Source organism: Rathayibacter sp. AY1H2, from assembly GCF_002931985.1.
In the GTDB taxonomy this organism is placed as follows: Bacteria; Actinomycetota; Actinomycetes; order Actinomycetales; family Microbacteriaceae; genus Rathayibacter.
Genome location: NZ_PSUV01000001.1, coordinates 46,890 through 66,967, shown reverse-complemented (window position 1 = coordinate 66,967; position 20,078 = coordinate 46,890). Strand labels below are relative to the sequence as shown.

The window sequence follows — 20,078 nt, the reverse complement described above, 5'->3', positions numbered from 1 at the left end:
CTCCCGTTCACCGGGAGGTGCACAATAGGGCGTCGGTCGAGCAGAGGAGATGGTCGTGAAGCTGCCCCGCGTCCCCGCGACGATCCTGGGTCTGGGCTCGCGCACCCGCGCCGCCGCCGAGGACACCGCTCCCATCCAGCGTCTGCGCCCGGACGACGAGCCGGCCCGCACCAGCACGGTCGACAACGCGATCTACCAGGACGGCCGCCGGGTCGTCTCTCCCGGCAGCATCCCGGAGGCGCTCGCCGCCCTGCAGAAGCTGCCCGACGCGATGGCGTGGATCGGGCTGTACCGGCCGAACGCGGCCGAGCTCGCCGCGCTCGAGGACGAGTTCTCGATGCACCCGCTCGCCCTCGAGGACGCGATCAGCGCGCACCAGAGGCCCAAGCTCGAGCGGTACGGCAGCGACATGTTCGTGGTGCTGCGCGCCGCCAGCTACTCCGACCAGCGCGAGGAGGTCGACTTCGGCGAGCTCCACCTGTTCGTGGGGTCGAACTTCGTCGTCACGGTCCGCCACTCCGAGAAGCCCGACCTCTCGCTGGTGCGGCGGCGGATGGAGGCCGATCCGGAGCTGCTGCGCGTCGGCCCGGTCGCCGTGCTGTACGCGATTCTCGACGCCGTCGTGGATCAGTACTCGCCCGTCGTCGCCGGTCTCGAGAACGACATCGACGAGATCGAGGCGCAGGTCTTCGAGGGCGACCCGGCGGTGTCCCGCCGCATCTACGAGCTCAGCCAGGAGGTGCTGGACTTCCAGCGTGCGGTCGCTCCGCTGACCGGCATGCTCGGGCGGCTCGTCACCGACTTCGAGGTGTTCCAGTCGGATGTGGAGCTGCGCCGCTACATCCGCGACGTCGCCGACCACGTCGCGCTCGTCACCGAGCGGGTCGACGGCTTCCGCACCACGCTGCGGGAGATCCTGGCGGTGAACGCGACCCTCGTCGCCCAGCGCCAGAACGAGGACATGAAGAAGCTCGCGGAGGTGGGCAACCAGCAGAACGACGAGGTCAAGCGGATCTCCGCCTGGGCGGCCATCTTCTTCGCGCCGACCATGATCTCGAGCATCTACGGCATGAACTTCGACGTGATGCCCGAGCTGCACGTGGCGTGGGGGTACCCGGCGGCGCTCGCGGCGATGCTCGCCTCGAGCGTGGTGCTGCACCGGCTCTTCAAGCGGTGGGGCTGGCTCTGAGCCCGCGTCCCGCGACGTGTCAACACCGTGACGGTCCCGGAGGCTCCGCGTAGCGTCGCTCGCGGGCCGTCCGGCCCCTGAACGGAGGGACTCCCGATGACTCCGGAGGACACGACCACGACGGCCCCGCGGCCCCGCTCCCTCTGGCGGGCGGGCGCGGCTCCGATCCCCTCCGACGAGTTCGTCCCGGGCGCGCACTACGACGACGTCGTGGTCGGCGCCGGGCTCACCGGGCTGGTCACCGCGCTCCTCCTGCAGCGGACCGGCCGGCGCGTGCTGGTGCTGGAGGCGCGGGAGGTCGGCGCCGTCACGACCGGGAACACGACGGCGAAGCTCAGCCTCCTGCAGGGAGCGCACCTCTCCCGGATCTCGGAGCGCAACATCCCCGCGGTGACCGAGGCCTACGTCGCGGCGAACCTCGCGGGCTTCCGCTGGCTGCTCGACTACTGCGAGGGCGCGGGCGTGCCGGTGCAGAGGCGCACCGCCTACAGCTACGCGCAGACGCCCGAGGGCGTGGACGCCGTCCTGAAGGAGCACGCGACCGCGCGCCGCTTCGGCCTCGCGACCCGCCTCGTCGGCGAGCTCGACGTGCCGTTCCCCAGCACGGCGGCCGTCACCCTCGACGACCAGGCCCAGTTCGACCCGATGGACGTCCTCACGGCGCTCGCCGCCGACTTCCGCGCCGCCGGGGGCACCCTGGTGCAGGGCGTCCGGGCCCTCGGGATGCGAGCGACCGCTCCCGTCCGGGTCCGCACCAGCGCGGGCCCGGTGACCGGGGACCGGGCCTACCTGCTCACGGGGACGCCGATCCTCGACCGCGGCCTGTACTTCGCCAAGATCGCCGCGCTGCGCTCGTACGCGGTCGCGTTCCGCACCGACGTGCCGATCCCCGACGGCATGTACCTCTCGGTCGACGAGCCGTCCCGCTCGGTGCGCGACGCCGAGCGCGACGGCGAGCGGCTCCTCCTGATCGGCGGCAACGGTCACCCGGTGGGGCGCAGGCCCGTCACCTCGGAGGCGGTGGACGACCTGGTCGCCTGGACGCGGCGGTCCTTCCCGGGGGCGGAGCCGGTCGCGCAGTGGAGCGCCCAGGACTACGAGCCGTTCCACCGTGTGCCGTTCGTGGGCTGGCTGCCGCGGGGCCGCGGACGGATCTTCCTGGCGACCGGCTACGACAAGTGGGGGATGACCAACGCGGTGCAGGCCGCGATGACGCTCGTCGCCGACCTCGAGGGCGGGACGCCGGCCTGGGCGAGGACGCTGCACCGCCGGCCCACGCTGCCGCGGGTGATGGCGGAGGGGCTCGGCGCCGGGCTGGCGGTGGGCGCCTGGTACGCCCGCGGCTGGTCGGCAGCGCTCCGCGCGCCCCGCTCGGCCGGGGTGGTGCCAGCGGAGGGCCAGGGCTCGCTCGCCCGCGACGGCCTGCAGCCCGTCGCGGTCTCCACCGTGGAGGGGAGGCGCTGCGCGGTGTCGGCGGTGTGCCCGCACCTGGGCGGGATCGTCACCTGGAACGACTCGGAGCGCAGCTGGGACTGCCCGCTGCACGGCTCCCGCTTCGCAGCCGACGGGACGGTGCTGGAGGGGCCGGCGGTCGAGCCGCTCGCCACGCTGGGCTAGGCCGGCCGCCGGCTCCGCGGAGCCGAGCCGGCGGCCGGCCTAGCAGAGCAGGCGGCTCAGTCCTCGTCCGCTCCGGGCTCCGCGACCTCGTCGCCGTCCGCGCCCGAGGCATCGCCGGTCGTGTGCAGATCGGTGTCGCCCGGGATGCTGAAGTCGCTCAGCGGGTCCAGGGGCTTCTTGTCGTCGGTGTCGTCGCTCATGCCTGCCACCCTACGAGCGTCCGGCGAGGCGCTGCACCGCGGCGACCGGGATCGACAGCCACTCCGGCCGGTTGCGCGCCTCGTAGATCGCCTCGTAGACGGCCTTGTCGAGCTCGAACGCGTCGAGCACCGCCCGGTGCGCGGTGACCGCGTCGCCCGCCTGCTCGGCGTAGCCCTCGAGGAACGCGGCACGGCTCGCCGCCGCCCACGCCGCCCTCGAGGCGCCCGGCTCGGCCTGCTCGTGCGCGCCCGCCGCGTAGTCGAAGGAGCGAAGCATCCCCGCCACGTCGCGGAGCGCCACGTCGGGAAGACGGCGCTCGTGCATGGGCCGCAGCGGCTCGCCCTCGAAGTCGAGGAGCACCCAGCCGCGATCGGGCACGGACAGGACCTGCCCGAGGTGGTAGTCGCCGTGGATGCGCTGGAGCCTCGGCCACGGCGCGGTCTCGGCGGCGCGGAACACGGCCTCGATCGCCTCCGAGTCCTCGGCGATCACGGGGACCTCGGCCGAGGCGATGCGCAGGCGACGGCGCATGGCCGCGACCATCCGCTCGACGACCTCGGACGTGGTGTCCTCGGTCGGCATGACCTCCGCCAGCGTCGCGTGCACCTCGGCGGTGGCGCGGCCCAGCTCGCGGGCGGGTCCGGTGAAGTCGGAGTCGGCGGCGACCGCCTCGAGGGCGACGCGCCACGCGTCCTGGACCCCGGGGAGGAACTCCTGCGCGAAGGCGAGGTGCCCGAAGGCGCGGCCCGTCTCCTCGCCCTCGTCGTCCCACTCGCCGGTCACGTTGCCGAGCACGGGCGGGACGAGGGTGCTCCCGGCGGCGTTGAGCGCCGACTGCACCGTCACGTCCGGGTTGTCGCCGTGGTGGAGGGCGCGGAAGACCTTGACGATCACCGGGGTCGCGGCGGATCCGTCGTCGGCGGTGGTGCGGACGATCACCGAGGTGTTCGACTGCTCGCCGCTGAGCACCTTCGAGGACGCGAACGCCCCGATCGCGGCACCCGGCTGCCGGTGGCCCTCGGCGCGGGCGCCGCCCTGGGCGCCGTCCTCGTCGGAGCGGCCGCCGTCGGCGATCATGCCGAGCAGGGCGCGGGCGAACACCGGGTCCCGTGGAGCGTCGTACACGAAGTGCACGTCGTCGGAGTAGACGAGGGCGTCCTCGAGCCCGGGCACCGGAGCCGCGTGGACGGTCACCGGCACCTGGTACAGCACCGGGCTCGTGCCTGCCCGGTCGATGAAGAGGTGGTCCACCACCTCCGCCTCGCCGGGGTGCAGCGACCAGGCGCCGCGGACCTCCAGCTCGGGGCGCCGCCCCTTGCTCGCGTACCACCTCTGGTCCGCCACCCATGCGGCGATGCGGTCGATCGACAGGCCTGCGCTCATGCTCTTCCCTCCGTCGGCACCCCGAACCCTACTGGCCGCGGGCGACGGGCGGAGGGGCTTGCGGCGGGGCGCTCAGGCCAGCTCGAGCACGTCCAGCGTCCAGGCGTACTCGAACGCGATCTCGCGCCAGCGCTCGTAGCGTCCGCTCACTCCGCCGTGTCCCGCGGTCATCTCGGTGCGCAGCAGCGCGGGAGCGCCGACCTCGCGGAGCCTGGCCACCCACTTCGCAGGCTCCACGTAGAGCACCCGGGTGTCGTTGAGGCTCGTCGTCGCGAGGATCCGGGGGTACTGCACTCCCTCGCGGACGTTCTCGTAGGGCGAGTACGACTTCATGTAGGCGTAGACCTCGGCGTCGTGCAGCGGGTCGCCCCACTCGTCCCACTCGATCACCGTGAGCGGGAGCGACGGGTCGAGGATCGAGGTGAGCGCGTCGACGAACGGGACCTGCGCGAGGACGCCGGCGAACGCCTCCGGGGCGAGGTTCGCGACCGCGCCCATCAGCAGGCCGCCGGCCGACCCTCCCTGCGCGACCAGGCGGTCCGGAGTGGTGAAGCCCGCGTCGACCAGGTGCCGCGCCGCGGAGACGAAGTCGGTGAAGGTCGTCCGCTTCGCCAGCGTCTTCCCGTTCTCGTACCAGGAGCGGCCCATCTCCCCGCCGCCGCGGACGTGCGCGACGGCGAAGACGACGCCGCGGTCGAGCAGCGAGAGCCGCGCGATCGAGAAGCCCGGGTCGATGCTCGCCTCGTACGAGCCGTAGCCGTAGAGGAGGAGCGGCGCGGGGGCCGAGTCCGGATCGGCGGCGTCGCGGCGCCAGACGAGCGAGAGGGGCACCCGCGTGCCGTCCTCCGCTACGGCCCACTCCCTCCTCTGCACGTACAGCGCGGGGTCGTAGTCGCCGAGCACCGGCTGCTGCTTGAGCACCGTGCGCTCGCCCGTCGCGACGTCGAGCGCGAGCACGGTCGAGGGGGTGACGAACGAGGTGTAGGCGAGGCGGAGGGAGGGCTGCTCCCACTCCGGGTTCCCCGCCAGGCCCGCGTCGTAGAGCGGCTCGTCGAAGACGATCTCCTCGAGCCGCGCTCCGGCGCCGTCCTCGCGGAGGAGCCCGAGCCGGGTGGCTCCGTCGGCGCGGTACGAGACGACGACGTGCCCGGCGAAGGCGTCGACGCCCTCGATCCGGCGGCCCTCGCGGTGCGGCACCACCACGCGGCGCTCGCGGGCCCGGGCGTCGGCGTCGAGCGACAGGTCGGCCGGCTCCTCGACGATCTCGAAGTCGAGGGCGCCGTCGTTGTGCACGATCAGCAGGCGGTCGCGTCCGTCGACGACGGCGTGCTCGACCTCGTACTCCACGCCCTCGCGTCGCGGCCACACCGAGCGGAAGGAGCCGGTCGGGTCGGACGCGTCCAGCAGCAGGCACTCGCTCGTGATCTTGCTGCCGATCTCGATGACGAGGAAGTGGCGGCTGCGGGTGAGGCCGACGCCGATCCAGTAGCGCTCGTCGGGCTCGGCGAAGACGACCTCGTCCGGGGTCCCGGCGCCGACCTCGTGCCGCCAGATCGTGTCGGGGCGCCAGGACTCGTCGACGGTCGGGTAGAAGACGAAGCGCGCGTCGGCGCCGAAGGTCGCTCCGCCGCCGGTGCCCTCGATGACGTCCGGCAGGTCCTCGCCGGTCTCGAGGTCGCGGATGCGGAGGGTGTAGCGCTCGTCGCCCTCGACGTCGGTGCCGAAGAGCAGCCGTCGGCCGTCGGCCGAGACGTCGAAGCTGCCGAGCGAGAAGAAGTCGTGCCCCTCCGCCTCCGCGTTGCCGTCCAGGACGACCTGCTCGCCCTCGAGCGGACCGCCCTCGGCGATCGACGGCGGCGTCCAGTCGTCCGGCCCGCTGATCGGCGCCCGGCAGTGCACGGCGTACTGGCGGCCCTCGTAGGAGCGCGAGAAGTACCACCAGGAGCCCTCCCGGACGGGGACCGAGAGGTCGGTCTCCTTCGTCCGCGAGCGGATCTCCTCGAACAGGCGCTCGCGCAGCGGGGCGAGAGGAGCCAGCACCGCCTCGGTGTACGCGTTCTCGGCCTCGAGGTGCGCGATCACCTCGGGGCTCTCCTTCTCGCGCAGCCACTCGTAGTGGTCGACCACCACGTCGCCGTGGTGGCGGCGCTCGAGGGGGACGCGGCGGGCGACGGGCGGAACGGGCGCGGTCATCGCTCCAGCCTAGGGCGAGGGCGCCCCTGGCCGCCCGGGGTGCCGCAGCGGCGCCGGGCGTGATCACAATGGAGCATGGCCAGCGGTGCGGAGAACGAGTCGGCGACGTCCCGGGCGGGCGGTGCGCGGAGAGTGCAGACCGAGGTCGAGCGCAAGTACGACGTCGACGCGGGCACCCGGCTGCCCGACCTGTCCGGCACCGCGAGCGTCGCGAGCGTCCGCACGGAGGAGCCGGTGACCCTCCGCGCCGAATACTTCGACACCGCCGAGCGCGCTCTGTCCCGGGCGCGGATCACGCTGCGCCGCCGCGAGGGCGGATCCGACCAGGGCTGGCACGTCAAGCTGCCCGGCTCCTCCGGCCGCACCGAGATCCACGCAGAGCTCACGGCCTCGCGCACGGTCCCGTCCGCCGTCCGCGAGCCGGTGCTCGGGCAGGTGGGGCGCGCGCCGCTCGAGCCGCTGGCGCTGCTCGAGACGGTCCGCTCGATCACCCGCGCCCTCGACTCCCACGGGCGGGAGCTCGCCGAGATCGCCGACGACCTGGTGACCGCGCGCGACCAGCGCACCGGCCGCGAGCGGCGCTGGAGGGAGTGGGAGGTCGAGCTCGTCGACGTCCCGGGGGACGAGGGCGAGCGGGTCCTCGACGCGATCGAGCAGCGCCTCCTCGCCGCGGGCGCCCGCCCGGCCGCCAGCGCCTCCAAGCTCGCCCGGGCCACCGGCGGCCCGATCGAGGAGACGGTCCCGGATCCGCGGAACGGCGGGGAGGCGGCGCTCGCCGCGGTCCGCTCGCTCCTGCGCGAGCTGCGCGCCGTCGACCCGCGGGTGCGCCTCGAGGCCGACGACGCCCTGCACCGGATGCGCGTGCTCGCGCGCCGGCTCCGGTCCGTCCTCGCCGCCTCCCGCTCCGTGCTCGACCGTGCGGCGACCGACCCCGTGCGGGACGAGCTGCGCTGGCTGGGAGGGGTCCTCGGCGCGGCCCGCGACCAGGAGGTGCTCGCCGAGCGGTTCCGCACCTCCCTGGCGGCCGTCGAGGGCGCCCCGAGCACCCCCACCGCCCTGCTGGAGGAGATCGAGCACCGGCACGCCTCGGCGCTGCGCCGCGTCGACCGCACTCTGCGCGGCGGCCGCTACCTCGCGCTCCTCGCCTCGCTCGACGCCCTGCTCGCGGATCCGCCCCGCACCGCGCGGGCCGGCTCGAGCGCGACGGCGCTGGTGCGCCGCTCCGTCGCGAAGGATCTCGCGCGCATCTCCGCGGCGGGGTCCGCGGCGGCCGGCGGCTCGCTCGAGGCTCGTCACGACCTGCGGAAGGCGGCGAAGCGGCTCCGCTACACCGTGGAGGCGTGGCGTGCGGTCGTCCCCGAGGCCGTCGGCGCCCGGCGCCGCTCGCTCGCCGAGGCGGGAGAGGACCTCGCCGACGCCCTGGGGGAGGAGCGCGACGCGCTCGCCGCACGTGCGCTGATCCTGGAGGAGGCCGACCGCCGCGGGGAGGGAGCCTTCGCGCTGGGGGTCGTCGCCGCCGAGGAGCGGCACCGCGCCAGGCGGGCCGCGAAGGCCGCGGAGAAGGCGGGGGACCGTCTGGGGTCGCTCTCGCGCTGACCGTGCGGCCCCGCTGTCGCTGTCAAGCCGACGGCCCGGTCACACGGACGAAATCCACGGCGGATAATGTGAATCATGCCTTCCGTCCGTGCTCTTCCGTCACCGCTCCTGCGCCCGCGCCACTTCGACCGCGACGACGTCGTGGTCCATGCCGGCCTGTTCTCGCTGGTGAACTCGAGTACGACGCCCCGCGCGGCCTGGACCGAGGACCTGATCGCCATCGGCGAGGTCCTCGACGCCGCCGAATTCCCCTACCGCCTCATCCGCGGCACCGACGGCTCGCCCTTCCTCGCGGTGGACCGCGTGCTCGGCGCCGAGCTGGCGACGCTGCTGGCGCGCGCCTTCGCGACCGAGCCCTTCTACGCCAAGACGGTCGACAAGCGGGGCACCCCGCCCCAGCTCCTGGCCGAGGGCGTGCTCGCGCCGTATCCGCGCGCCTCCGTCTTCAAGCTCTTCCGCCCGCGCGTCTCCTCCACGGGATCGCTGCGCTACGGCGCCCGCAGCGGCGTCCGCCTCGAGCTGTGGAAGGTGGGCGAGGAGGAGATCATCACTCCCGCCGAGAACGCGCTCATGCGCAACAGCCTCCCCGTCGCCGAAGCCATCGACGCCCACGTCGAGGCCTACGGCCGCACCTGGCCGACGTTCGAGGGCATGTTCGAGCCGCTCGTCAGCGACATCCGCTTCGAGGTCGACATCGTCTTCTCGTGGGTCGACGGCACCGACCTGGAGTTCCAGCGCGCCCGGGCGGCCCGCATGGCGAGCTACGTGGTGGGCGAGGGCGACGACGCTCCGGCGCGCTTCCGCCAGATCGACGAGCTCAAGTACGCCCTGCGCAGCGTCTACATGTACGCGCCGTGGATCCGGCACATCTACATCGTCACCGACTCCCCGCGCCCGCGCTGGCTGGACGAGCACCCGGACGTCACCCTCGTGCGCAGCGAGGACCACTTCCGCGACCTCTCGGTGCTGCCGACGCACAACTCCCACGCGGTCGAGAGCCAGCTGCACCGCATCCCGGGGCTGGCGGAGCACTTCCTCTACTCCAACGACGACATGTTCTTCGGGCGCCCGGTCGACCCGTCGATCTTCTTCTCGCCCGGGGGCATCACGAAGTTCATCGAGGCGACGACGCGCATCGGCATGGGCGACTCCAACGCCTCCCGCAGCGGCTTCGAGAACGCGGCCCGCGTCAACCGGCGCCTGCTCCGCGAGCGCTTCGGCGCGATGACGACCCGTCACCTCGAGCACGCCGCCACGCCGCTCCGCAAGACCGTGATGGCCGAGCTCGAGGCCGAGTTCGAGCCGGAGTTCACCGCGACCGCCGCGAGCCGCTTCCGCTCCGCGAGCGACGTCTCCGTCACCAACTCGCTCTACCACTACTACGCGCTGATGACCGGGCGCGCGGTCGTGCAGGAGAACGCCTCGGTGAAGTACGTCGACACGACGATGCACCAGGGGCTGAAGGACATGCGCAAGCTCCTCAAGAACCGCGGAGTCGACTTCTTCTGCCTCAACGACGGCAGCTTCCCCGAGATCTCGGCGGAGGCGCGCACCAAGGCCGTCATCGGGTTCCTCGAGGAGTACTACCCGATCCCGGCTCCGTGGGAGCGCGAGGACTGACCGTGGGCTGGGCCGTCGGGGGAGCGGTGGCCGGGCTGCTGCTCGGCCTGGCGAGCTCGCTCGTGTTCCCGGGCATCGGAGTGGGAGCGGGCGTCGGCGTGGGCGTCGCGCTGGCCGCGGCGCTGGCGTTCGCCGGATGGCTGTTCGCGCGGGACCGTGCCGGCGGGCGCTGACACCGCCGGCCGTGTCCGAGGACGCGGTCGACGCGGCGCCCGGAGGCGTCGGGGCGACCCCGAAGCCCCGTCGCGTCGCTACGCGCTGACGCCCACCCGCTCCACGAGCGGCGGGTAGAGCTCCTCGTCCCGGGCGACCGGGGCCGCCGTCGCCGCGGCGATCTCGACGCCGTGGTCCGCGAGGATCCGCTGCGTCTCGTTCGCCGAGACGTAGGACACCTCGGTCGAGGCGCCGATCGGCACCACCGAGTGCAGCACCGTGCCGTCGTAGACGTGGATCAGGTTGAACGCCTGGGCGCCGTTGCGGGCGCGGGTCGCTCCCACCGGCACGTTGAGGTCCTGGGTGTAGCAGGTGGCCGACGCGACCGAGACCGGGATGCCGGCGAACATCGCCGTCGACGAGTAGTGCAGGTGGCCCGCGATGATGCTGCGGACGTCGGAGCCCTCGAGCACCTCCGCGAGGGCGGGCTGGTCGCGCAGCTCCACGAGGACCGACAGGTCGAGCACGCTCGGCACCGGCGGGTGGTGCAGCGCGAGGATCGTGCCGTGCGGGGCCGGGCTGGAGAGCTCCTCCGCCAGCCAGTCGAGCTGCGCGTCCGAGATCTCCCCGTAGTGGGCGCCGGGCACGGTGGAGTCGAGCGCGATGATCCGCAGCCCGTTCACGTCGTGCACGCGGTCGACCGGCTGCGTGGTCGGGAGCTGGTCGAGCAGCCCCGAGCGGAACGCGCCGCGGTCGTCGTGGTTGCCCATCACCCAGATCACCTCGGCGCCGAGGCGTGCGGCCGCGGGCTCGACGACGGCGCGCAGCTTCGCGTACGCCTCCGGCTCGCCCTTATCGGCGAGATCACCCGTGATGACGATGGCCTCCGGACGTCCGCCGGACGCCTCCAGCTCGTCGAACAGGAGCCGCAGCTGGGCCTCGCTGTCGACGTCGGAGCCGTACAGGCCGCCGTCTCCGGCGATGAAGTGGGTGTCGCTCAGGTGAAGGATGAAGTGGTTGGGCCGGGGGTACTCGGCCTGGCGGAGGGACATGATCCTCGGGTTCCACGATCGGCGGGAGCCGGATCACGCGACCCGGCGTCGGCACTTGCGCACTGCTCCAGCGGAGGCGACCCCGCTGCGATCAGTCCATCATCGCGGGGTGAACTCCGGGCCAACACCGGTCGGCGCGTCATCGAACGGTTCTCCCAGGTTGCCGGTCGCTGCGCGGTCCTCCCGGACCCCGGAGGACCGCCGCGATCAGAGCCGGGCGAGCAGCCGCGCGTAGAACTCGATGGCGCGCTCGAACTGGTCGGCCTCGACCGACTCGTCGACCCCGTGGATCCCGAGCTGCTGCCGCGGGCTGATCTCGAACGGGATGAAGCGGTAGACGTGGTCGCTGATGGCGTGGAAGTGCCGGGCGTCGCTGCCGCCGGTCTGCACGTAGGGGGCGACGACCGCGTCCGGGAACGACTCCTGGACGACCGCGCGGAGCAGGTCGTACGGCCCGCCGTCGCCGGGCTCGCCGGTGGGGGAGACGGGGGAGGGCTCGTGGGCGACCTTCACCTCGACCTCGACCTCCGGGTCGTCGATGACGGCGCGGATGCGCTCGACCACGCCCGCCACAGTGCCACCCGGGTTGATCCGCACGTTCGCGGTGGCGCTGGCGCTGGAGGCGAGGACGTTCGCTCCGGTGCTGCCGCGCAGCTCGGTGATCGCGACCGTCGTCCGCAGCATCGCGGCCGAGCGGTTGGAGTGGGCGGCGAGCGCGCCGACGACGGCGTCCGGGTGCTCGTGCGGGCGGGCGTACCAGACGGCGTGGGCCGCGTCCGCGTGGTCGGCCGCCGCGCGCACCAGCTGGGCGATCGGCTCCGGGAGGGTCGAGGGGAACGGGTTCTCGGTCAGGCGGTGGATCGCCCTCGCGAGCCGCTGGGTGGCGAGCAGCCCGGGCGGGGGCGGCGGAGCGGAGGCGTGGCCGCCGACGTCGCGGCAGGTCAGCTCGAGGTTCATGATCCCGCGCTCGGTGACGCCGATCACGGCGATCGGGGTGGTGACGCCGGGCAGGATGCCGCGCCGCACGTTCCCGCCCTCGTCGAGCACGAGGCGCGGGCGGACCCCGCGCGCGCCGAGCAGGGCGACGACCGAGGGGGCGCCGTCGCCCGCCGTCTCCTCGTTGTGCGTGGAGAGGAGGTACACGTCGTGCCGGGGCCGCTCGCCCCGCAGGACGGCCGCCTCGACCGCCTCGAGGAGGGCGACGAGGGAGCCCTTGTCGTCGAGGGCGCCGCGCGCCACGACGGAGGTGCGGCCGTCCGCGGCGACGATCGTCTCGGCCGCGAACGGGTCGTGCGACCACTCCGCCGCCGTCACGCTGACCACGTCGTAGTGGGCCATCAGCACGGCCGGCTCGCCCGGCTCCTCACCGCGCCAGCGCCAGAGGAGGGAGTGGCCGGCGACGGTCTCGGACTCCAGCGCCGCGTGCAGCGCCGGGTAGAGCTCGGCGACGAGCTCCCGGAAGGCGTGGAAGCGGCTCCAGTCGGTCGCCGACTCGTCCGAGTGGGACACGGTGTCGACGCGCAGCAGGGCCTGGAAGCGCTCGAGCGCGGTCGTCGTCACCGGGCTAGCCTACGACGGCGGTGCCGGGCCCCCGGCCCGTCGGAGCGGAGGTGCGCGGTGGGGCTGCCCGAGGTCTGCGTCGTCTACGTCCTCCGCGACGGCCCGCGGGGCGCGGAGGTGCTCCTCGGCTGCAAGCGCAGGGGCCTCGGCGAGGGCCGCGTGGTCGCCCCCGGCGGCAAGCTCGAGCCCGGGGAGTCGCCCGTCGACGCGGCCGTCCGCGAGCTGGAGGAGGAGGCGGGGCTGGTCGCCCTCCCGGCCGACCTGGAGCCGCGCGGCGTGCTCGACTACTCCTTCCCCCACCGGCCGGCGTGGAGTCAGCGCTCGCACGTCTTCCTCTGCCGCCGCGTCACCGGCGAGGTCACCGAGTCGAGCGAGCTAGCCGCCGCGTTCGTCCCGGTCGAGGAGGTGCCGTTCGAGCGGATGTGGGATGACGCCCGCCTCTGGCTGCCGGGCGTGCTGCGCGGGGGCGCGCCCGTGCGCCTCCGGGTCGAGTTCGGCGCCGACCTCGCGAGCGTGGCCTCGTGGGGGCCGGCCGACGCTCAGACGAACGTTCCCGCCACCAGCAGCGCCAGCAGCGAGATCACCGAGGCGATCGAGAGCGTCAGCGAGTAGGCGGTGAACGTGCCCCGCACGGTGAGGCCGAGCACGGACTTGAAGAGCCAGAACGCGTTGGCGTTGACCATCCCGAGGAAGAGCGCGCCGGAGCCGGCGGCCAGGGCGATCAGCGCCGGGTTCACGTCGAGCACGGGGATCAGCGGGGCGACGATGCCGACCGCGGTGATCGCGGCCGTCGAGACCGAGCCGATCGCCGCGTGCAGCACGGCCGCGACGACCCAGGTGAGCAGGATCGGCGAGAGGGCCCGCCCGTCGAAGGCGCCGGCGAGCGCGTCGCCGACCCCGGTTCCTCCGACCACGGCGGCGAGGCTGCCGCTGACCCCGGTCAGGACGACGATCGGGCCGCTGCGGGTCAGTGCTCCGCCCAGTGCCGTGGCCACGGCGCCCTTCGGGAGCGTCCGCAGTGCCGTCGCGTAGGCCAGCACCAAGCCGGCCAGCAGCGCGATGTGCGCGTCGCCGAGGAACCGCAGGAGGGGGACGTCGAGCTCGGCCAGCTGGGTGAGCGAGTTCGCGGCGATCAGCACGATGGTGAGGGCGATCGGAGCGACGGCCAGCGCGAGCGGCACCCGCCGCGTCGCGAGCGCCGTGCCTCCCGTGGCCGCGCCCGCCTCGGGCTCGAGAGCGGGCCCCGGGACCGCCCCGCCCTCGAGGTCGCGCTCGTCCCGCCAGCCGCCGCGCTTCACCAGGGCGCTGTACACCAGCACGGTCAGCACGATGGTGACGATGCCCAGCGGGGCGCCGATGGCGACCATCGACGGCAGGGGAGCGCCCGCGATGCCTGCCGTGGCCAGCGCGGCGGCTCCGGGGACGACGAAGACCACGCCCACGATCATCCCGACGATGGAGGAGCCGGCCAGCAGCCCGTAGCCACCGGCACCGAGCCCCCGCGAGGCCAGACGAGTCAGCGGTGCGCTCATCACGACCAGCACGTCGGAGTAGATCGAGGGGAAGGCGACGCCCAGGGTCAGCGCGTAGGCGACCGGGAGCGCGCGCCGACCGAAGCGCTTCACGAGCCAGCGGGCGAGCAGCGGGGCCACGCCCAGCGCCTCCAGGAGCGATCCGAGCAGCAGGCCGAGCGCGATCAGCAGGCCGATGTCGCCGAGGACCGCGCCGAATCCGGACGTCATCGCGGTCACAGTCCCCTCGCCGCCCTGCCCCGAGACGAGGCCGAGCCCGAGGGCCGAGACGAGGAGGGCGATCACCGGCTCGACCTTCAGCACGACGATCAGGACCACGACGGCCACGATCGTGAGCAGGATGAGGAGCGCGGGCCAGTAGTCGGTCATGGGCGGTCCTTCTGTCGAGGAGCGGGAGGGCCCGGAGACCGGGTCGCCGCGAGCCGTCCAGCCCCGGCCGTGGTGCGCCGCCAGACGGACGATCGCGCGGATCCGCGGAGCCGGGAGAACGCCGCGGAGATGCGGCGCGTCAGCGGAACATACCGATCCCCGACCCTGCTCCCCGACGTCGACGACTTCTTTCGTCATGCAGCGTCGCGAACACGAAGGGGCCGGATGCGCACCGTGCTACTTTCACCGGGCAGACGTCCTCGGGGGGAGGACGCAGCCGCATCTCTCCTCCGTGGTCACCCGCATCCGGACGGCCTCCGCCGTCCGACCCGCCAGGCGCCCTCCGTGGGGCGCCGCCGTCAGCGGGCCACACGACAGCGACGCGATCCGGCCCCGCCCGGACGCGCCCGAGCGCAGCAGGAGCACTACCCATGACGGCACAGATCATCGACGCGACCGATCTCGACGAGCTCCGGCGCGTCGGGCAGGAGCTCCGCGAGGGCGCGACCGTCATCGCGCAGACCGACACGAACTACGGCGTGTTCGCCAGCCCCTTCTCGCGCAGCGCCTGCTTCCGCCTCTACGACATGAAGAAGCGGGACGGCGCGAAGCCGCTCACCCTCTTCGTCTCCGCGCCCCGCGACTGGGCGACCTGGGCCTTCGCCCCGGAGACGGCCGACATGGACGCGCTCGTCGCAGCGTTCTGGCCGGGGCCGCTGAACGTCATCCTGCGCCGCAAGCCCGTCGTCCCGGACTGGGTCACCTCGGGCCAGGACACGGTGTCGGTCGTGCACAACCTCAGCGCCCCGATCAACCTGCTCTCGATATTCGCGGGCCTGCCGCTCGCGGCCACCTCCGCCAACATCAGCGGCACGGTGTCGACCGGACTCGTCGACTTCGACCTCGCCGCGGAGCACCTCGGCGGCGACAGCGACTACCTGATCCGCAGCACCACCGCCCCCGACTCCACGATGAGCAGCACGATCGTCTCCCTCGTGGGCGGCGCGTCGATCGTCCGTCAGGGCGACGTGGGCGCCGACGCACTGCGCGTCGTCGTGCCCTCCCTTGTCTGACCTCGGGCGCGGGGACGCCCCGCGCGGCCGCAGCGCCGCCGGGCTGATCACGGTCTACCGGATCGTCTCGCGCGCCTACTTCCACCTGCCCGTGGTCGCGGTGTTCCTGCTGGCGCGGGGCTACCCGATCCTGGCCGTGGCGCTGCTGCTGGCGCTCTACGGAGTGGTGGCGGCGCTCGCCGACGGCCCGCTCTCGCCGCTCACACGCCGCCTGTCCTCGGCGGGCGCGCTCGTCGTCGGCGAGGGCGTGAAGGCACTGGGCCTCGTCGTGATCGTGCTGGACGCGGATCCGGTCGCCGTCGTGATCAGCCAGCTGCTCGCCGGCTGCGGCTTCTCGCTGACGGCCGGGCGGGACGCCGCGCTGGCCTCCTCGCTGCGCGCCGGAGCCGATGCTCGCCGCCAGGAGACGCGGGTGCAGAGCGGAATGTTCCTCGCCTCCTTCGGCGCGGGAGTGCTCGGGGCCGCCTCGCTCGCGCTCTGGGACCGGCTGCCGTTCCTCCTCAGCGCGCTCGTGTCGTGCGCCGCGCTGGCCGTGGTGCTCCTTGCCCGCCTGCCGCTCGGCGCGAGCGCCGCCTCGGGAGTGGCGGCGCGCGCCGTGCGGCCGGCCGTCCTGCCCGCCGCGGTGCGCTTCTGGTCCCTCTACTACTCCGTGAACCGCGCCGTCCTGCTCGCCGCTTACACCTTCGTGATCCCGCTGCTGCTGTTCCAGGAGCTGCGTCTGACGCTGCCCGCGTTCGGCCTGGTGCTCGGCCTCTACACGCTCGCCGGCCTGGCCGCCGCCCGGCTCTCGCCGCTCATCGCCGGCACGCCCCTGGTCTTCCGGCTGACGGCGCTCACCCAGGTGCTGGGCCTCGCCCTGACCACCCTCGGGGTGCTCGGCGCCGCGATCGCCGGCCTGGCCCTGCTCGGGATCGCGGGCGGCTTCGTGCGGCCCGCGACGATGATCGCCCTGGCGCCGGCGATGAACGGGCTCGAGGACGGCGCCCGGGTCGCGGTGATGCGCGGACTGGAGCGCAACCAGGGGATCCTCCAGGCCGTCCTGCTCGTCGGCGCCGGGATACTCGTCCCCCTCACGGGAGGGACCGCGCCGACCCTCATCGTCCTCGTCGTCCTCGCGGTCCTCGCGCAGACGATCGGGGCCGTCTCGATGCGACGACAGGAGAGGAGGGCCGTCACCGCGGAAGCGGAGTGACAGAGGAAGTCCGGGACGAGCCCGCCGGCGGCGTCCCCCATCCACGTGCAAGGAGTGGAGCAATGCAGCCCATCTACACGTTCTCCGATTCCGACAGATCGACCCTCCAGCAGTCGCTGCTGGCGGTCGCCATCGACCCCTACAAGGACTACGACCGCTTCCGCGACGCGATCGCCGCGCTGATCGACAGCGGCGACGTCCCGCAGGGCTTCGTCGACGCGCTCGCCCGCATCCGGCGCGAGCGCGACGAGAAGATCACCTACGCGCACCTGATCTCGAACAACCCGGTCGACGACGAGATCCCCTGGCTCGACCAGGACGACGCGCTCGAGGACAAGTACCGCAAGAAGCTGACGTTCGTCGGCGAGGGCCTGCTCGAGCTGCAGTCGCAGTACCTCGGCTCGCCGCTGCTCGCGTACGCCACCCGCAACAACGGCGACTTCTTCCAGGACGTCTACGCCGACAACCGCTTCTCGAACACCCAGACGCAGAAGACCGACGGCGAGCTGTACTGGCACAACGAGCGGACCGCGCACCCGGTGCGCGCCGACTTCATCTCGCTCCTGGGACTGCGCACGCCCGAGACCGACCTCGTCTACACGAAGTACGTCGACGGCCGCGAGATCCTGCGCTTCATCTCACCCGAGAACCAGGCGCTCCTGCGCGAGGCGGTCTACATCACCCCGTTCGACGAGCTCTCGCGCGCCCAGAACAAGAACCAGATCGTGTCGGACCAGCACGCTCTGCTCGAGAACGAGCACAGCTTCCGCTACTACGACACCCGGACGGTGCCGGCCGACCCGGACGACCTGCCGCACCTGTGGGCGCTCTGGCAGTTCCGCGATGCGCTCTCGAAGGTCAGCGAGCAGTACCACCGGATCCGCGACGCGGACCTGCTGATCATCGCGAACCAGGACGGCCTGCACAGCCGTCAGCTCGTCGACGTCCAGGACCGCGACAAGACCCGCTTCCGCTGGCTGCTGAAGACGTACTCGTTCCGCGACGCGGCGACCGCGGACCGCCACTCCGACTACTGGCTCGACGGCGTCCGCGGCCGAGTCACCGACTGAGAGAGAAGGAGAACGACATGACCGATCTGACCAGGAGCACGCCCCCGCACCCGCTCGACTTCCTGCCCGCGACGGCGCCCCTGGAGGTGTCCAGCGACGACGTGACCGACGGCGAGCGGCTCGCCGAGGCCCAGGGGAGCGGCGACACCAGCCCGTCCCTGCGCTGGAGCGCCGGCCCCGAGGGCACGCAGTCGTACGCCGTGACCGTGTTCGACCCCGATGCGCCGACCCTCGGCGGCATCCACCACTGGGTCCTGGTCGACATCCCGAAGGAGGTCACCGAGCTGGCCGCCGGCTCGACGGAAGTGGGGCGCCCGGCGCTCAACGACCTCGGGTCGCTCGCCTACGCCGGTGCGGCCCCGCCGCCCGGTGACCGCCCGCACCGCTACCTCTTCACGGTGCACGCGCTCGGAGTGCCGACGCTGCCGGTCGACGAGTCGACTCCGGCCTCGCTGGTCGGCTTCCATCTGACCGTCAACACGCTCGCGCGAGGCTCGCTCACGGCCCTCGCCTGAGCCGTCCCGTCGGCGCGCGCGGCGCGGACGGGCGCGCACCGGGCACCGGAGTCGATCCGGAGCCCGGTGCGCGTCCGTTCGCGGCATCACCGCCGCGGACGACGGGAGGCGATCCGCTAGGCTTCCGCTCGGCCGGGGCCCCGCCCATGGCGTCTCTGGACACCACGAAAGGGAAAGAATGACCAGCACGACGGTGATCGAATGGCGTGAGCAGGCTCCTGCGGAAGCGGTGGACGCGCTCTACGCCCCCGGTGGACTGGTCGTCTGCGCGACCAAGGTCGGCTACATCCTGATGACGACCGACGGAGCGGGCCTCGAGCGCAAGTTCTCGGCCAAGCAGCGCAACCGCAACAAGCCGGGCGTCGTGCTCTGCTCCAGCATCGAGCAGCTCACCGAGCTCGCCGAGCTCAACGAGGAGGTCCTCGCCTTCTACCAGAAGCACTGGGACCAGGACGTCCTGCTCGGCTGCATCCTCCCGTGGAAGGCCGAGGCCGTCGACCTGATCGACGAGGACGCCCGCGAGCTGGTCCGCGACGGACGGGGCACCAGCTGCTTCGTCATCCGCTTCGGCCGCCCGGCCGAGCAGCTGGTCGCCACCATGTGGGAGCGCGACCGCACCCTCACCTTCGCCAGCTCGGCCAACCCCTCGGGCGTGGGCAACCGCGGCCGCGTCGCGAACATCGGCGAGCGGATCGAGAACGAGGCCGACGTCATCGTCTCGGCCGACTCCTACGTCTCCTCGATCCAGCCGGACAAGGACGAGGACTCCCGCCACGAGCAGGGCGTCATGGTCTCGATGGTGGACGCCTCGGGCGCCCTCATCCCCGTGCAAGGCGGCGAGCGCTCGATCACCCCGGGCCCCGTGCTGATCCGCCGCGGCCTCGACTACGAGCGCATCATGCTGAACCTCGCCGAGCAGTTCAACTCCTGGGACTACCGCCAGGGCGAGTACTACTGATCCGCTAGCGGATCGCGACGACGGCCGGGCCGGGGCTCGCCCCCGACCCGGCCGTCGTCGTCCCCGGCGTCAGAGCTCGAGCACGTCGCCGGGCTCGAGCGCGTGGTACTCCCCGCCCCCCTCGCGCACGGCCCAGCCGAGCCGGTCGTGGCCGAGCGCGCGTCCCGCCTCCGAGAGGACCTGCTCGTGGGTCGCGAAGGCGTGCCGCGGCGCGATCTCGAGCACGTAGTCCATCGCCTCGGCGATCTTCATCCACGGCGCGCCCGACGGGGCCGCGAGGACCTCGACGTCGACGCCCTCGGGGACGGTGAAGGAGTCGCCGGCGTAGTAGACGCGGCCGTCGACGAGGACGCCGACGTTGTCGATGACGGGGATGCTCCGGTGGATCACCGCGTGGCGGGCGCCGAAGAAGCGCAGCTCGAACGGGCCGACCGTCACCACGTCGCCGTCGGCGACCGTCTCGACGTCGAAGCCCTCGGCGGCGGCGGCGACCCCGGCCGGGCCGAGGATCCGCAGCGACGGGGCCGCGTCGCGCAGGCGCTGCAGCTGCTCCGGGGTCCAGTGGTCGGCGTGCTCGTGGGTGAGCACCACGGCGACGGTGTCGGTCGTCCCCTCGACGGGCCGGGTGAAGGACCCTGGATCGATCACCAGCCGGGCGCCGTCCTCCTCGATCAGGACGGCGGCGTGCTCGAGTTTCGTCAGTCTCATGCCCCGAGCCAACCGCCTCGGCGGGCGGCGGGCAAGGCCGGGGCCGAGCGGAGACCGGATGGGCCGGGCGCTCGATTTGCGTCGATGCGGATCCGTG

The 20,078-nt window shown here is 73.2% G+C and carries 18 protein-coding genes; 11 read left to right on the top strand and 7 right to left on the bottom strand.

Annotation, left to right across the window (positions count from 1 at the left end):
- The first annotated feature begins 49 nt into the window (after positions 1 to 49).
- Together C5C29_RS00300 and C5C29_RS00295 are read left to right on the top strand one after the other, a co-directional pair.
- Positions 50 to 1,189, top strand: a complete 1,140-nt coding sequence (locus C5C29_RS00300; protein ID WP_104223070.1) for a magnesium and cobalt transport protein CorA — start codon at positions 50 to 52, stop codon at positions 1,187 to 1,189.
- Positions 1,190 to 1,285: 96 nt separating this feature from the next.
- Positions 1,286 to 2,806, top strand: a complete 1,521-nt coding sequence (locus C5C29_RS00295; protein ID WP_104307896.1) for an FAD-dependent oxidoreductase — start codon at positions 1,286 to 1,288, stop codon at positions 2,804 to 2,806.
- A gap of 56 nt (positions 2,807 to 2,862) precedes the next feature.
- Here C5C29_RS00295 and C5C29_RS16945 read toward each other — a convergent pair whose 3' ends face one another.
- From C5C29_RS16945 to C5C29_RS00285, 3 genes are all read right to left on the bottom strand, one after another.
- On the bottom strand, positions 2,863 to 3,006 hold the full coding sequence (locus C5C29_RS16945; RefSeq protein WP_159914626.1) for a hypothetical protein: 144 nt from the start codon (positions 3,004 to 3,006) through the stop codon (positions 2,863 to 2,865).
- Positions 3,007 to 3,016: 10 nt separating this feature from the next.
- Positions 3,017 to 4,390 (bottom strand): phosphotransferase, encoded by a 1,374-nt coding sequence (locus C5C29_RS00290; protein ID WP_104307895.1) that lies wholly within the window; start codon positions 4,388 to 4,390, stop codon positions 3,017 to 3,019.
- A 72-nt stretch (positions 4,391 to 4,462) separates the two neighbouring features.
- Positions 4,463 to 6,583, bottom strand: a complete 2,121-nt coding sequence (locus C5C29_RS00285; protein ID WP_104307894.1) for a S9 family peptidase — start codon at positions 6,581 to 6,583, stop codon at positions 4,463 to 4,465.
- A 75-nt stretch (positions 6,584 to 6,658) separates the two neighbouring features.
- Between C5C29_RS00285 and C5C29_RS00280 the strand changes: the two genes are divergently transcribed.
- From C5C29_RS00280 to C5C29_RS16940, 3 genes are all read left to right on the top strand, one after another.
- On the top strand, positions 6,659 to 8,179 hold the full coding sequence (locus tag C5C29_RS00280; RefSeq protein ID WP_104307893.1) for a CYTH and CHAD domain-containing protein: 1,521 nt from the start codon (positions 6,659 to 6,661) through the stop codon (positions 8,177 to 8,179).
- A 75-nt stretch (positions 8,180 to 8,254) separates the two neighbouring features.
- Positions 8,255 to 9,799: a stealth family protein gene (locus C5C29_RS00275; protein WP_104233778.1), complete on the top strand. Its 1,545-nt coding sequence runs from the start codon at positions 8,255 to 8,257 to the stop codon at positions 9,797 to 9,799.
- A gap of 2 nt (positions 9,800 to 9,801) precedes the next feature.
- Positions 9,802 to 9,972, top strand: coding sequence for a hypothetical protein (locus C5C29_RS16940; protein ID WP_159939285.1), 171 nt, complete (start codon positions 9,802 to 9,804; stop codon positions 9,970 to 9,972).
- Between the two features lie 78 nt (positions 9,973 to 10,050).
- Here C5C29_RS16940 and C5C29_RS00270 read toward each other — a convergent pair whose 3' ends face one another.
- Both C5C29_RS00270 and C5C29_RS00265 read right to left on the bottom strand, forming a co-directional pair.
- Positions 10,051 to 11,004, bottom strand: coding sequence for a phosphodiesterase (locus C5C29_RS00270; RefSeq protein ID WP_104249612.1), 954 nt, complete (start codon positions 11,002 to 11,004; stop codon positions 10,051 to 10,053).
- 207 nt (positions 11,005 to 11,211) lie between these two features.
- A complete protein-coding gene (locus C5C29_RS00265) occupies positions 11,212 to 12,564 on the bottom strand; it encodes a M20/M25/M40 family metallo-hydrolase (RefSeq protein WP_104249613.1) in 1,353 nt (450 codons plus the stop codon).
- Between the two features lie 57 nt (positions 12,565 to 12,621).
- Here C5C29_RS00265 and C5C29_RS00260 point away from each other — a divergent pair, with 57 nt between their 5' ends.
- Positions 12,622 to 13,176: an 8-oxo-dGTP diphosphatase gene (locus C5C29_RS00260; RefSeq protein WP_181128716.1), complete on the top strand. Its 555-nt coding sequence runs from the start codon at positions 12,622 to 12,624 to the stop codon at positions 13,174 to 13,176.
- Here C5C29_RS00260 and C5C29_RS00255 read toward each other — a convergent pair.
- The gene (locus C5C29_RS00255) at positions 13,104 to 14,465 is read right to left on the bottom strand and encodes a GntP family permease (RefSeq protein ID WP_104225615.1); all 1,362 of its coding nucleotides are present in this window, start codon (positions 14,463 to 14,465) and stop codon (positions 13,104 to 13,106) included. The two genes, C5C29_RS00260 and C5C29_RS00255, sit on opposite strands and share 73 nt — an antisense overlap.
- 431 nt (positions 14,466 to 14,896) lie before the next feature.
- Between C5C29_RS00255 and C5C29_RS00250 the strand changes: the two genes are divergently transcribed.
- The 5 genes from C5C29_RS00250 to C5C29_RS00230 all read left to right on the top strand — a co-directional run bounded on the left by C5C29_RS00250 (position 14,897) and on the right by C5C29_RS00230 (position 19,273).
- Positions 14,897 to 15,538 carry an L-threonylcarbamoyladenylate synthase gene (locus tag C5C29_RS00250; protein WP_104225616.1) on the top strand — a complete coding sequence of 214 codons (642 nt, stop codon included), beginning with the start codon at positions 14,897 to 14,899 and terminating at the stop codon, positions 15,536 to 15,538.
- Positions 15,531 to 16,730 carry a hypothetical protein gene (locus C5C29_RS00245; RefSeq protein WP_104225617.1) on the top strand — a complete coding sequence of 400 codons (1,200 nt, stop codon included), beginning with the start codon at positions 15,531 to 15,533 and terminating at the stop codon, positions 16,728 to 16,730. Before C5C29_RS00250 ends, C5C29_RS00245 begins: the two co-directional genes overlap by 8 nt.
- Positions 16,731 to 16,792: 62 nt before the next feature.
- A complete protein-coding gene (locus C5C29_RS00240) occupies positions 16,793 to 17,800 on the top strand; it encodes a TauD/TfdA family dioxygenase (protein WP_104223082.1) in 1,008 nt (335 codons plus the stop codon).
- Between the two features lie 17 nt (positions 17,801 to 17,817).
- Positions 17,818 to 18,315: a YbhB/YbcL family Raf kinase inhibitor-like protein gene (locus C5C29_RS00235; RefSeq protein ID WP_104223083.1), complete on the top strand. Its 498-nt coding sequence runs from the start codon at positions 17,818 to 17,820 to the stop codon at positions 18,313 to 18,315.
- Positions 18,316 to 18,493: 178 nt separating this feature from the next.
- Positions 18,494 to 19,273, top strand: coding sequence for an L-threonylcarbamoyladenylate synthase (locus C5C29_RS00230; RefSeq protein WP_104223084.1), 780 nt, complete (start codon positions 18,494 to 18,496; stop codon positions 19,271 to 19,273).
- 69 nt (positions 19,274 to 19,342) lie between these two features.
- Here C5C29_RS00230 and C5C29_RS00225 read toward each other — a convergent pair whose 3' ends face one another.
- Positions 19,343 to 19,981 (bottom strand): MBL fold metallo-hydrolase, encoded by a 639-nt coding sequence (locus C5C29_RS00225; RefSeq protein ID WP_104307892.1) that lies wholly within the window; start codon positions 19,979 to 19,981, stop codon positions 19,343 to 19,345.
- Positions 19,982 to 20,078 lie beyond the last annotated feature (97 nt).